The 12,193-nt window shown below is 62.7% G+C and carries 13 protein-coding genes and 1 pseudogene; 4 read left to right on the top strand and 10 right to left on the bottom strand.

Translation table 11 applies throughout. The annotated features are described in order from the left end of the window. Position 1: 1 nt before the first annotated feature. From GA829_RS13425 to GA829_RS13410, 4 genes are all read right to left on the bottom strand, one after another. A complete protein-coding gene (locus GA829_RS13425) occupies positions 2-283 on the bottom strand; it encodes a helix-turn-helix transcriptional regulator (protein ID WP_195178970.1) in 282 nt (93 codons plus the stop codon). A gap of 116 nt (positions 284-399) precedes the next feature. Next, entirely contained in the window at positions 400-774 is a 375-nt protein-coding gene (locus tag GA829_RS13420) for a DUF2285 domain-containing protein (protein ID WP_258052266.1), read from the bottom strand. A gap of 181 nt (positions 775-955) precedes the next feature. Continuing rightward, positions 956-1,150 (bottom strand): transcriptional regulator domain-containing protein, encoded by a 195-nt coding sequence (locus GA829_RS13415; protein WP_195178969.1) that lies wholly within the window; start codon positions 1,148-1,150, stop codon positions 956-958. A 504-nt stretch (positions 1,151-1,654) separates the two neighbouring features. Beyond that, positions 1,655-1,981 carry a DUF736 domain-containing protein gene (locus GA829_RS13410; protein WP_195178968.1) on the bottom strand — a complete coding sequence of 109 codons (327 nt, stop codon included), beginning with the start codon at positions 1,979-1,981 and terminating at the stop codon, positions 1,655-1,657. Between the two features lie 846 nt (positions 1,982-2,827). On the opposite strand from GA829_RS13410, the pseudogene GA829_RS37295 reads away from it, so the two are divergent. From GA829_RS37295 to GA829_RS13395, 4 genes and pseudogenes are all read left to right on the top strand, one after another. Further along, positions 2,828-3,364 (top strand): annotated as a pseudogene (locus GA829_RS37295) (HD domain-containing protein); the annotation flags it as partial. Between the two features lie 245 nt (positions 3,365-3,609). Next, on the top strand, positions 3,610-4,404 hold the full coding sequence (locus GA829_RS36615) for an HD domain-containing phosphohydrolase (protein ID WP_374940421.1): 795 nt from the start codon (positions 3,610-3,612) through the stop codon (positions 4,402-4,404). A gap of 90 nt (positions 4,405-4,494) precedes the next feature. Further along, entirely contained in the window at positions 4,495-4,767 is a 273-nt protein-coding gene (locus GA829_RS13400) for a hypothetical protein (protein ID WP_091581466.1), read from the top strand. Positions 4,768-4,839: 72 nt separating this feature from the next. Beyond that, on the top strand, positions 4,840-5,973 hold the full coding sequence (locus GA829_RS13395) for a substrate-binding protein (protein WP_195178967.1): 1,134 nt from the start codon (positions 4,840-4,842) through the stop codon (positions 5,971-5,973). A 316-nt stretch (positions 5,974-6,289) separates the two neighbouring features. Here GA829_RS13395 and GA829_RS13390 read toward each other — a convergent pair whose 3' ends face one another. The 6 genes from GA829_RS13390 to GA829_RS13365 all read right to left on the bottom strand — a co-directional run bounded on the left by GA829_RS13390 (position 6,290) and on the right by GA829_RS13365 (position 12,151). Further along, the gene (locus GA829_RS13390; protein ID WP_195178966.1) at positions 6,290-6,535 is read right to left on the bottom strand and encodes a MoaD/ThiS family protein; all 246 of its coding nucleotides are present in this window, start codon (positions 6,533-6,535) and stop codon (positions 6,290-6,292) included. A 17-nt stretch (positions 6,536-6,552) separates the two neighbouring features. Beyond that, on the bottom strand, positions 6,553-8,817 hold the full coding sequence (locus GA829_RS13385) for a xanthine dehydrogenase family protein molybdopterin-binding subunit (RefSeq protein WP_195178965.1): 2,265 nt from the start codon (positions 8,815-8,817) through the stop codon (positions 6,553-6,555). Next, entirely contained in the window at positions 8,814-9,296 is a 483-nt protein-coding gene (locus tag GA829_RS13380) for a (2Fe-2S)-binding protein (protein WP_195178964.1), read from the bottom strand. The genes GA829_RS13385 and GA829_RS13380 overlap by 4 nt, the downstream gene beginning before the upstream one ends. Next, a complete protein-coding gene (locus GA829_RS13375; RefSeq protein WP_195178963.1) occupies positions 9,284-10,156 on the bottom strand; it encodes an FAD binding domain-containing protein in 873 nt (290 codons plus the stop codon). The genes GA829_RS13380 and GA829_RS13375 overlap by 13 nt, the downstream gene beginning before the upstream one ends. A gap of 382 nt (positions 10,157-10,538) precedes the next feature. Then, positions 10,539-11,132 (bottom strand): DJ-1/PfpI family protein, encoded by a 594-nt coding sequence (locus tag GA829_RS13370; RefSeq protein WP_195178962.1) that lies wholly within the window; start codon positions 11,130-11,132, stop codon positions 10,539-10,541. A gap of 68 nt (positions 11,133-11,200) precedes the next feature. Further along, the gene (locus GA829_RS13365) at positions 11,201-12,151 is read right to left on the bottom strand and encodes a substrate-binding domain-containing protein (protein ID WP_195178961.1); all 951 of its coding nucleotides are present in this window, start codon (positions 12,149-12,151) and stop codon (positions 11,201-11,203) included. Between the last annotated feature and the right edge of the window lie 42 nt (positions 12,152-12,193).

Raw genomic sequence — 12,193 nt, 5'->3', positions numbered from 1 at the left:
CTTAGCGGGTTTCGCGCCCGGCATAGGGGATCAAGCGCGCGGCATGAGGCTTGGCCGGCAGGACGGAGCCATGCGGATCGGACGTCGAGGTCATTGCCCCGCGCTTCACCCAGGCCTGCAGATCGTCGACGGCGTAGACAACACGTCCGCCAAGCTTGCGATAGGCAGGCCCGGTCCCGTAGGTGCGGTGCTTCTCCAGCGTGCGCGGCGAGAGGCTCAAAAAATGCGCGGCCTCCGCGGTGCGCAGATAGCGCGGCGGCATTGCGGCGGTGTTGGCGTTCATGAGGTGTCTCCTTCCGGCCGTCGCGGTTGAACGGCGATCCATGGCCAGAATGGAGGAGCGAGGGGACGGTGATCAGGTGCGCAATTGACGGGCCCTGTTTCGCACCGTGGCAGGCATCAGGTGAGCCGTCGCCGCGCACGCAGCAATTGCCGATAGCCGCGCTCGACCATCTTCAGGCCGTCCCGCACCAGGCGGTGCGTCTGGTAGCGGAAGGCGGAGTCATGCCAGTCAGCCGCACTGACCAGCCGCCGGCCGAACAAGGCGGTCGCCACTTCAAAGTGAGATGCCTGTTCCTCCCGGCCATCGAGGCATCGCAGCATATGGCCAAGACGGCGGCGTTGGGCCGCGGTCAAACGGGCGTCGGGACAATGCTGCCTGGCGATCGAGCGGATGAAACGCTCAAGAGCCAGAAGCCGGTCGTGCGCCATGTCATCGAGCGGGATGATGGCCGCCAAAGCCCTGCCCGGCTTCGGGTCACCAAGAAGCGCCACTTGCGTGCCGCTCGGCTGAGCACGCGTGTGGAGGCCGATCTCGTCGCGCTCGCCTTCGGCAAGCGCAACGACGGAGGACCTGTCCTGAGTGGCGCGCAGGCCGGGGGGAACCTCAACGAGGTTGATGACGCCAGGGTCTAGTTGGGGCGACCAGTAGACGGGTTGTTCGACCGCAGACTGGTCAGGCCTGGCGGCGAAAATGCAAACCCCAGCGCTTGCGCAACGCGCGTATCGCCTTGGCCGATCGGGAGGCCGCGAAGTCTTGCTGATACCGCGGATTGCGCCGCAGAAACTCCCAGGCGATCACATCGGCGGCGGCACCTTTGACGAAGGCGTATGCCTGTGGGTCACGCCACTGCGATGTATCCGGTTTCATCCGCGTCTGGTCCCTTGTCAAAGATTTGATAGGGAGTCGCGTAATCGAACGAAATCCTTGGATTCCGTCATTGACGAAACCGGCAAGAAGCGATCACGGCGCTACATGATCAGCCGACGACTATCGAAACGCCTACTGCTTTGCGCCTTGCAGTGTCTTGAATGTCTGTGTCCAGGTTCGATAGGTTCGTCATCGCCCTGGCTCCAGGCAGCAAAGGCGCGCCAGGCGGCAAATGATGATGCGGACTGCCCGAACAGCGAGCCGATCGGCTCACCGCCGGGCCAACCGGCCGGACGGTCGCCCGCCGCGTCGTTTGTAAGCCGCCGCAGATCGGCCAATGCCGCGGCAATCCGCTGGTCGTTCGAGGCGGCTGATATAGAATTCCTCGCCGAGAACGGCGGTGCTGGCCTGCGTTTTGCACGAAGGTCTGATGAGACATGATCTTCAGGCGCGAGTACATAAGTGTCTCTCGCCCGGCCAGTGGCCGGGCGAGAGGATTGAGATTTACTCGCCGTTGCGGCGGCTCGGGCGGGACCAGATAAGGCTGTGGCCGTCGCCTTCCTCATCGGCGAAGAGGTTGGCGTAGATCGGAGCGGTGAAGCTCGGATCGTCCAGCTTGAGGCCGAGATAGTCGCGACCCTCGTTGGAGCGCTTGGACCAAGCGGCGCCGATTTCGGCCTTGCCGACCACGATGCGGTGGCTTGGAGCGTTCTCGCCGGTGGCGCGGGTGTCGGGTACGATGCGCACCCCCTTGGCATGGACGCTGAGGGTGACGATTTCGCCGGTGAACTCGTTTGCGTTGGTCTTCTTGAAAGTGCCGATGGTAGCCATTTTCAGTCTCCGTTCTTTCGTTTCCGAGCCCGCACCATGCGACCTCGATGGCGATCAAGAGGCCAAAGGCGACCGCCGCCGCATCGCTTGCGACCGCAGCGAAGCGGAGGATGGCGCAGGCACGAGTTTCTTGCCTCGCGAGGAATGGGCTTTGCCCAGGGGAAGAAAATCGCGACGCGCCATTGCGGGACAGGCGGTCGAGGCTTCAGCCGGCCTTCGGCCAGATCAGCCCGTTCGAGAGGTCGTTGGTGCGCTCTGTGAAATGGTCGACGGAGCCGATGGCGGCATCAGCGACTGACAGAGATGAAGCAGGACAGGTTCGCCCGCATGTCTTCGGCCAGCTGCCTGGCATGGACTGCATGATAGAACTGAACCGTCCGCTAGCCTGTGCTACCTAGCGACCGAGGCTTGGTTTGGCTTCGAAATACCCTTGGCTCCGCAGGCAACCCGACGTGTCTCGTTCTAAGTGAGAACAATTCTGATCCACTCGCTCAGGAGACCCACGGCGTTGGAGACGACAAAGCGTAAGGCTGCATCGGTCTCCTCCTCGCCGGTCCGGTTATGGGACTGTCGGCGGCGTCGGCGTTAGAAGCGTTCGAATACCGCTGGCTGGATTGCTCCGCGAATGTCTCATTGGGGGCCGGAAGCGGTCGGTCCGATGTCAGAGAGCGTTTGGCGAATAGCTGCTGCTTCTCGGGGGTAATGCGCCGACAGCGAACTGGAGCCACACCGAATATTGGGTCGGCGTAGTTTCGGCCTCCGGCTTCGCCGCATAAAGCTTAAGACGTCAAATCCTCGCCAGGTATTTCCGAGACGCGGGACTAGCATGCACTCGGGAGGTGGGCGATGGCCAATGTCTCGATCCGCCGGGCGGATTTCTTGATGGTCCTGGCCTATGCGTCGGACCTTGCGACAGGCCATTCTCGCGACTTCGCGCTGAAATCATGTGTGCTTGCAATGCGGATCGCCCAGCTTGCAGGCCTTTCCGTACAGGTTCGGTGCAATGCGTATCATCAGTCGATGCTGCGCTATGTCGGCTGCAACGCCGACACGGACCTTCTGGCGGCCACCTTCGGTGACGAAATCGCGCTCCGCCAGGATCTTGTCGGTCTCGACATGGGCAACCGTGCGGAACTGGGCAGGGTCTTCGTGCAGGCCTTCAAGCGCTTATACTACGACCTTGAGCCTGACGCGCAGGCCAAAGCGATCGAGGCCGGGATGTCTCAAGCGCTGGCGGTGGCCCGCCCGGTCCTCACCGCGCATTGCGAAGTCGCGCAACAAATCGGCGAACGGCTAGGCCTGTCCGAGGAGATCCGGCGCAACCTTGGACAGATCTACGAACGTTGGGACGGCAAGGGTCTGCCGCGTGGGCTGAGCGGCGAGGATGTTTTGCCGGCCGTGCGCCTGATTACATTGGCACAGGATGTCGTAGCTCTCAGCGATACCGTCGGTATAGACGCGATGGCCGAAACCATCGACAGTCGCGGCGATGGTCCATACGAAGCGGGCTTGGCCCGCCTCGTCGCCGTCAACGCCGCGGTGCTGATGGAGGGCATGGGCGCGACGGTCGAGCGCGAAACGATTTTGGCACTGGAGCCCGATCCGCCGGTGACGCTGGATGAGGCAGACTGCGACCAAGCATTCCTCGCCATCGCCGACATGATCGACATGCGTATGCCGTTCACGCATGGCCATTCACGGATGGTTGCGGAGCTGGCCGAGGGCGCGGGGCGGCGATCGGGCTGCCTCTCCCTGACATCCGTGCGCTGCGCTGGTCGGGCTGCATCCATGACATCGGCGAACTCGTGGTGCCGGTGGCGACCTGGATGCGGAACGGTCCGCTGTCGGTGCGCGAACGCGACGCGGCACAACTGCACGCCTATTACGGTGAGCGGGCACTGGCCTCTTTCGGCCGCGAGGGTGGTTTGATGGCCGCTCTTGTACTTCGCCATCACGAACGCTTGGATGGCTCCGGCTATCACCGCAAGGTCGGCGGTTCCGACCTGTCGCCGGCGGCGAGGATCCTGGCCGCTGCCGAGGCGTTCCAGACGTCGCGGGAGGAGCGCCCACACCGCAAGGCGTTGTCCAGCGAGGCGGCGGCGGCGGAACTCCGTACCGCCGTTCGTGAGGGCTGTATCTGTCCCGACGCCGCCGAGGCTGTACTGTCCTTCGCCGGACAGCGGTCGCGACGCCCGCCGCCCCGGCCGCTGGCCGGCATGACGCCGCGCGAGATCGAGGTGCTGCGCCTGATCGCCGGCGGCCTCACCGCTAAGGAGACGGCGCGGAAGCTGGATATCTCACCCAAGACCGCAGATCATCATATCCAGAGCGTCTATTCCAGGATCGGCGTGACCACCCGCGCCGCCGCCGCGCTCTACGCGGTCGAGCACGGCCTTATCCGACCTGGCGAAACGCAAGCATAGGGAATTCACCCCATGTGCGCCTGCCTCGAGGCGCGCATCCTGATCCTGTCGACGGACCGATGGTGGCCGCGACCGACAGGAGGAAATCAGATGCTTCTCGCAACGACAAAGGTGGCGGACGTCGACCGCTTCATTCGTATCTTTTCGACCAAGGGCGCCGACAAGCGCCGGCTGCACGGCTCGAACGGTGCGACCGTATTCCGCGACCCCAGCGAGCCCGACCGCGTCTGGGCGATCTTCGACTGGGACGCCGAGGGCTGGAAGAACTTCGTGTCGGATCCGGAGGTGCCCGCGATCCTGCAGGAAGCTGGTCACGTCGGCAAACCGCAGGCGGCGCTGCTGCTCGGCCACTACGAGGCCTGACGTCCGCGCTGGCGCACCGCGCGCCGCCGGCGGCGGCGCGTTCGATGAAACCCCTAGAATCGGAGAAATCAGATGGACTCGAAACCTATAAAGATCGGCCTTATCGCCGAACTCACCGGCCCGTTGTCCTTCATGGGCATCGCCAACGCAAACCTCACGACCATGCTCGTCGACGACATCAACGCCAAGGGCGGGCTGCTCGGCCGGCCGGTGAAGCTCGTCATCGAGGACGGCGAGACCACCGAAAGTGTCGCCAAGGAGAGGACCGCGAAACTGATAGACGTCGACAAGGTCGATTTGGTTGTCGGCGGCATCTACAGCTCGACCCGCCTGGCCATCAAGAGCGAAGCGGTCACACGCGGCAAGACACTCTACATCTACACCGAGCAATATGAGGGGCAGGAAAACGATCCCCTTATCTTCTGCACCGGCCCCGTCCCGGCACAGCAGGTCGAGCCATTGATCCCTTGGCTGATGAAGAGCACCGGGGCAAAGAAATTCTACCTGCCATCCGCAGACTACATCTGGCCGCATTTGTTGAACAAAGCCGCGAGCCGGGTGGTGCGCGCCAACGGCGGCGAGATCGTCGGCGAGGAGTACTTCCCCCTCGATACCGTCGATTTCCGGCGGATCGTACAGCAGATCATGGCGAGCGGTGCCGACGTGGTGTTCAACACCATCGTTCCGCCAGGCCTAACGCCATTCTTCGACGAACTGCACAAGGCCGGTTTCGGCAAGCGGGGCGGCAGGATCGTCTGCACCTACTTCGACGAGAACTTCTTCAATCTCGTGCCGTCCGAACAGATCGAGGGCCTCTACAGCTGCCTCGACTACTACCAGGAACTCGACGATCCGTTTGGCCGCGCGGTTTTGCGTCGCTATGGCGAGCGGTTTCCCGGCAGCGCGATGTTGACGGCGGGCAGCGGCTGCACCGGCCACTACCGGGCGATCAGGATGTGGGAAGCGGCGGTGAGGGAAGCCGGCACGGTTGAGCGCGACGCGGTCATCCGGGCGCTCGATCATGCCCGCATCAGCGAAGGCCTCGGCGGCCCAGCGGAAATGGTTCCCGGCCAGCACCATGTTCGCATGAATATGTACATCGCGCAGGCGCATGGCGGTCGCTTCCGGGTCGTGAAGAACCTGGGTCCGATCAATCCCAACGAACGCGTGCTTGCCGACGAATTCCAATTGAGCAATGCGGGATGACCGGCGACGCCGGTCACTGTTCTTGCAGGTGTCGGGGCGGCTGGATTGCCGCCTCTCCACCAACCTGCCGACAGTTTCAGTTTCAGTCACATCAAGAGGCGCCGAAAGTCGCTGACAGGCAATCATTCAACCTCCGCTCTTGGCAGGACCTCCAGTGTTTGTCGCCGGCAATGTCTGTTTTCAGGCAGAGACAAAGGTCACTGCAACGACTCGCCGGCTGAACAGGCCAAGAACTGCCTTGGATAGCCGGATTTCTTAAGCTGCCTACATTGTGGAACCAGGTTGAGTCGTCAAAGGCAGCGAGATGCTTGTCCGGCTATCCGCCAGCAAGACGCGGCAACAGGAAGATTTCAGCGTCTTTTGGCAATTCCTTCGACCATGTGTCGCGGTAGATCGTCCCGTCGATGGCGACGGCGATACCGCGGTCGATGAAGGGCTCGAATCCGGGATACTGTTCCGCCAGCTTCCTGAACAGCTCCCTGATGTCCTTGGCCTCGATATCGACCTTGTGCTTGCCACCGGCGAGCTGGCCGAGCGCGCCCCAGAGCGTGACTTCGACCATCAGCGCGAACCCATGCCCTAGCCTCGCCGTTCCGCCTCTATCGCCGCGAGGATGCGCGGTGGTGACATCGGGATGTGGGTTATACGCACGCCGGCTGCGTTCGACACTGCATTGGCGATCGCCGCCAGCGGCGGCACGATCGAGGTCTCGCCGACGCCGCGCACCCCATAGGGGTGGTTGGGATTGGGAATCTCGAGGATCTGCGTGTCGATCATCGGCAAGTCCGAGCAGACCGGAATGCGGTAGTCAAGGAACCCGGCATTCTGCAGCCGCCCGTCCTTGCCGTAAATATACTCCTCGTTGAGCGCCCAGCCGATGCCTTGCGCGGCGCCGCCCTGGTACTGTCCCTCGACATAGGTCGGGTGCACCGCCTTGCCGGCATCCTGCACGACCGTGTAGCGGATGACCTTGGTGGCGCCCGTCTCGGGATCAACCTCGATATCGCAGATATGGGTGGCGAAGGAGACGCCGGCGCCATCGGCGACGAGCTCGCTGTGGCCAGCGATTGGCCCGCCGGTCTTGCCGGATTGGGCGGCGATCTCCTTCAGCGAGAGTGCTGCGAGATTGCCGTACTTCTCGCCCCTGGCAAGCGCGTGGCCCCTTTCCCAGACAACGTCGTCGACGGGGATGTCCCACATCTGCGCAGCGCGCTCGCGCAGGATCTTGATCGCGTTGCGGGCGGCCGAGATCGTCGACATGGAGGAGGAGAAGGTGCCGCGGCTGCCATCGGTCATGTCGTTGTAGCCGAGGCTGGAGGTGTCGGCGACGATTGCCTTGACCTGCGAATAGTCGATGCCGAGCTCCTCCGCCGCCACCAGCGACAGAGACGCGCGCGAACCACCCACGTCGACCGTGCCGACGGCGAGCGACACCGAACCGTCCATGCCGATGTTGAGGTCGGTGCAGGTCTGGCCGCCGAAATTGAACCAGAACCCGCAGGCCATGCCGCGCCCCTGGTTTACTTTCAGCGGCGCCTTCATGTGCGCATGGTTCTTCGCCGCCTCCAGCGTCGGGCCGATGCCGATTGGGCCGTAGACCGGGCCGTACGACGACCTTGTGCCTTCTTGAGCGGCGTTCTTGATGCGGAACTCGACCGGATCGATGCCGATTTCCTTGGCCAGCTCGTCGACGGCACTTTCCACGGCAAAGGCTGCCATGGGCGCAGAGGGCGCGCGATAAGCCGCGGTCTTCGGCCTGTTGACGAGCACTTCGTAGCCCACAGTCTTGACATTATCGAGCCTGTAGCAGGCAAACGCGGTCATGGCGCCGATCTCGGCCCAACTGCCGGCATACGGACCGCAGGAATAGCGCAGCCTCGCTTCGGCGGCGGTGATGGTGCCGTCCTTGCGGGCGCCGATCTTGACGTCGATCGAGGTGGCGCTGGTCGGGCCCGAGGCGCGGAACACCTCGTCGCGGGTCATCACCAGCTTCACCGGCCGGCCAGCCTTGCGTGACAGAGCCAGCGCCACCGGCTCGGCCCAGACATGAGTCTTGCCGCCGAAGCCGCCGCCGATCTCCGAGGAGGTGACGCGCAGCTTCGAGGCTTCCATCCCAAGCAGCTGCGCGCAGTGCTGGCGATAGACGAAATGGCCCTGCGTGCAGACCCAGAGGTCGGCGGTGCCGTCGGACGAGACGCTCGCCACGCAGGCATGCGGCTCGATATAACCCTGGTGCGTCTGCTCGGTCTTGAAGGAGCGCTCGACGATGAAGTCGGCGTGGCCGAAACCCTGATCAACATCGCCATGGCCGAACTGGCTGCGCTTGGTGACGTTGGAGGGTTTTAGCGGCTTTTCCTCGAGGCCCTCCGTGAAGATGGTGTCGTTGATCAGGGGTGCTGAGTGCCTCATTGCCTCGTCGACATCGGTGACATGCGGCAAAAGCTCGTATTCGACCTCGATTAGCTTCAGCGCCTGCCTCGCCGTGCGGGCATCGACGGCGGCGACAGCGGCCACCGCATGGCCGTCATAGAGCGCCTTGGTGCGTGCCATGCAATTGTCGAGGATGTCGTACATGGCGGCATCGCCGTCGGTCAGGTCCGGCAGGTCCTTGGCCGTGATAACTGCCTTCACCCCGTTCAGCTTTTCCGCCTTCGAGGTGTCGATCTTCCGGATGATCGCATGCGCGTGCGGGCTTCTGAGAACACGCCCGACCAGCTGGCCGGCCATATTGAAGTCGGCGCCATAGCGGGCGCGTCCCGTCACCTTGTCGACGCCGTCGGGGCGGATAGGGCGCGTGCCGACGGATGCGAAGTTGCGCGAGGAATAACGCGGATCGAAATTCATGCGTGCGCTCCCTTCATCACGTGTGCGGCGTCCTGGACCGCGCGCACGATCTTGTCATAGCCGGTGCAGCGGCAAAGATTTCCCGCGAGGCCGAAGCGGATTTCCTCTTCGGTCGGGTCGGGGTTCTTGGCAAGAAGGTCCTTCGCCGCGATCAGGAACCCGGGCGTGCAGATGCCGCATTGCAGCGCCGCGTGCTCGAGGAATTTCTGCTGCAGCGGATGCAATTGATCGCCATGCGCCATGCCCTCGACGGTCTCGATGCGGCGGCCCTCGGCCTCCGCGCCCAGCACCAAGCACGAGCACACCAGCCGGTCGTCGAGTATTACGCTGCAGGCGCCGCAGTCGCCGGTGCCGCAGCCCTCCTTGGCGCCCGTCAGCCCCAGGCGATCGCGCAGCACGTCGAGCAGCGTCTCATCAGGCTGGCAGAGATATTCGATGGTGTCGCCGTTGATTTTCGTGGAAACCGCTATACCAGCCATAATTTGCCTCCTGCACGTGCATAGGCGGTGGTGGCGGCCCGCCTGGCCATCACACCCGCAACCTTTCGTCTGAACTCGATGGTACCGCGCTTGTCGTCGATGGGGCGGCAGGCCCCAAAGCAGACCTTGGCGAGCCGCTCGAGTGCGGCTTCGTCCAACTTCCTGCCGATAAGGGCCTCGGCTGCCTCTTCCACCAGAAGCACCGTCGGTGCGGCGGCGCCTAGCGCCACGCGGGCCGCCTTGACGACGCCGTGCTCGTCGAGCGTCACGTTCACGCCGGCGCTGACCACAGCAATGTCCATCTCGGTGCGCGGAATGAAACGCAGATAGGCATCGCCCGAGCGCGGCGCGCGCTTGTCGAGCAGGATTGCCTCGATGATCTCGCCTTTGGCCAGCGACGTCTTGCCCGGCGCGGTCGGCACGCTGGCCACGGGGACCGTGCGCCGGCCGCCTGGCCCGACGATCGATGCTCTGGCACCCGCCGCGACCAACGCCGGCACGCTGTCGGCGGCCGGCGAAGCGTTGCAAAGATTGCCCGCGATTGTGCAGCGGCCCTGTACCTGTTTCGAGCCGATCAGCTTGGCCGCTTCGACGACGCCCGGCCATTCCGTCTTCAGCGCAGCGCTTTCTCCCAGGACCGCGCAAGGAACCGCGGCGCCGATGCTGAAGCCGTCAGCCGTCTCCCGGATTTTGCTCAAGCCATCGATGGCTTTGATGTCGACGATAAGGTCGGGTTCGACAAAGCCGCCCTTCATCCTCACTAGAAGGTCGCTGCCTCCGGCAAGAATGGCGGCCGTACCGGTCGACCCGGCCAGCAGGCCAACAGCATCTTCGATTGAAAGCGGACGTATGTAGCGCATCGTCTCCCCTTGATCATCGCGACCTCGCCAATCGTTATAAACAATCGCCTCATAATGACCATCCGGTTGCTCGGCCGTGGCGATTGGGCCAGGCACCCAACCTGAAGTGGCGTGCACATTTCGAATCGGAAATTCTCCGAAATGGCGACTTGCGCGCAGCCTGCTTAATGGCTGCAAGGGGGCCGAAAGCGGTCGGGCAACTCAACTTATCTCAAACGTCGACAGCCGACGCTCAGCACTGACGGTTTTCAGCTTGCATATAGCGCTACGGTGCGCGGTCGACCGTCGCTGTTACTGTAACACGCAGTTACCCACAGCCTGGACTGGCCGCCATCTCCATAACCCCGGGTATTAAGCGAAATGGCAGCCCATCCAAACGGTGCTAACTATGCCGAATTTCCGTCCCGAGAACTTTCAGGCACTCCCGGATGAAGGCAGCAAGTGCTGTCCAACCCTTGGCCGATACCATCGTTCCATCGACATAGGCATCCGTCGGTGAGAGGTCGATATACGTGCCGCCAGCGAGTGTCACCTCCGGTTCGCAGGCCGCAAGCGCGGCGACCTTTTTGCCTCGGACGACGCCATCGACCGCAATCAGGATCTGGACGCCGTGGCAGATCGTGAAGATCGGCTTTTGGGCTTCATGGAAATGGCGGACCATCGCCTGAATACGCTTGTCGGTGCGAATGTATTCCGGGCCACGGCCGCCGGCGCAGTAGACGGCGTGATACTGGTCGAGCTGCTTCTCAGCTTCCGAGAAGGTTTTGTTGATCACCTGAAAATGGCCGAGCTTTTCGGTGTAGGTCTGGTCGCCTTCGAAATCGTGGAGCGAGGTCTTGATCAGGTCGCCTGCATTCTTGTCCGGGCATACCACATGCACGGTGTGGCCGACGGCTTCCATAGCTTGCTGATACACGAAGATCTCGTACTCCTCGGTGAACTCGCCGGTGAGCATCAATATTTTCTTGCCTGACATGGTCTGGTCCTCTTTCGTTAAAAAATGCGGGGCGAGCTGTGCTGCGCCCCGCGCTATTCGGTTTCGATTTAGAACGGGGAGTCAGGGAAATAATATTCCTTGGCGTTGTCCTTTGTGATCAGCGGCGCGTCGAGCTTGACGGCGCCCCGGACCGGTGCCTGACCGACGACGTTCGCCACGGTCATGTAGATGGCGGTTTTGATCATGGCTGGTGGGTAAGGCGTCTCGATGGGCGTCATCGAATCGCCATCGATCACCTTCTTGACGATCTCCTTCATGCCATTGGCCCCAAGCGCCAGTTTGATGTCGGTGCGACCGGATTGCTTGATGGCCTCGAGCACGCCTAGCAGATTGTCGTCGTCACTGGCCCAGACAGCATCGATGTGCGGATATTTGGCGAGGTAATCCTGCATCAGCTTGAAGGCCTCATCACTGTTCCAGTGGGAGTACTGCATGTCGAGCACCTTGATGCCGGTGCCTTTGATCGTGTCCTGGAACCCTTTGATGCGCTCGTCGTCGATGACGGTCGGGATGCCGCGCAGCACAACCACATCACCCTTGCCACCCATCTTGTCGATCATGAACTTCGCTGTGTTCCTGCCGACAGCGATGTTGTCGCCGGCAAGATAGAGGTCCTGGATCGACGGATCTGTCAGGCCGCGGTCGACAACGGTGATGAACGTCCCCATTTCCTTGACCGCCTTGACGGGTCCCGTCAGTTCCTCGGAACTGTAGGGCAGGATCACCAGCGCATCCAGCTTGCGGCTCGCCGAAAGGTCTTCGAGCGCACTGACCTGGTCCGCCGCCGAGGGCGACGTTTTGACGATCATTTCGACATTGGGGAATGCCGCATTGATTTCCTTGGCGGCGGCCTGCGCATGATAGACGACGCCTGCGGTCCAGCCGTGGTCAGCCGCTGGTATCGAAACCGCGATGATCTTCTTGTCCTCAGCCATGGCGTGGCCGCTTATAAGCAGCGAGCCAAGTGCGGCCGCCGCGATCCATTTTCTACTCAACATTGTCTTCTCCCATTGGACCTACAAAAATTTGCGCCGCGTGGT

Origin of the sequence: Mesorhizobium sp. INR15, from assembly GCF_015500075.1 — a bacterium.
Taxonomy (GTDB): domain Bacteria; phylum Pseudomonadota; class Alphaproteobacteria; order Rhizobiales; family Rhizobiaceae; genus Mesorhizobium.
The sequence above is the reverse complement of the archived record's forward strand: the minus strand, read 5'-3'. Positions and strand labels throughout refer to the sequence as shown.

Coding starts and splice junctions, on each gene's coding strand:
- GA829_RS13375 (WP_195178963.1), bottom strand. CDS start 10,156: ATGCGCTACATACGTCCGCTTTCAATCGAAGATGCTGTTGGCCTGCTG.
- GA829_RS13400 (WP_091581466.1), top strand. CDS start 4,495: ATGCTTCTCGCAACGACAAAGGTGGCGGACGTCGACCGCTTCATTCGT.
- GA829_RS13395 (WP_195178967.1), top strand. CDS start 4,840: ATGGACTCGAAACCTATAAAGATCGGCCTTATCGCCGAACTCACCGGC.
- GA829_RS13385 (WP_195178965.1), bottom strand. CDS start 8,817: ATGAATTTCGATCCGCGTTATTCCTCGCGCAACTTCGCATCCGTCGGC.
- GA829_RS13370 (WP_195178962.1), bottom strand. CDS start 11,132: ATGTCAGGCAAGAAAATATTGATGCTCACCGGCGAGTTCACCGAGGAG.
- GA829_RS13425 (WP_195178970.1), bottom strand. CDS start 283: ATGAACGCCAACACCGCCGCAATGCCGCCGCGCTATCTGCGCACCGCG.
- GA829_RS13410 (WP_195178968.1), bottom strand. CDS start 1,981: ATGGCTACCATCGGCACTTTCAAGAAGACCAACGCAAACGAGTTCACC.
- GA829_RS13390 (WP_195178966.1), bottom strand. CDS start 6,535: ATGGTCGAAGTCACGCTCTGGGGCGCGCTCGGCCAGCTCGCCGGTGGC.
- GA829_RS13380 (WP_195178964.1), bottom strand. CDS start 9,296: ATGGCTGGTATAGCGGTTTCCACGAAAATCAACGGCGACACCATCGAA.
- GA829_RS13415 (WP_195178969.1), bottom strand. CDS start 1,150: ATGAAACCGGATACATCGCAGTGGCGTGACCCACAGGCATACGCCTTC.
- GA829_RS13365 (WP_195178961.1), bottom strand. CDS start 12,151: ATGTTGAGTAGAAAATGGATCGCGGCGGCCGCACTTGGCTCGCTGCTT.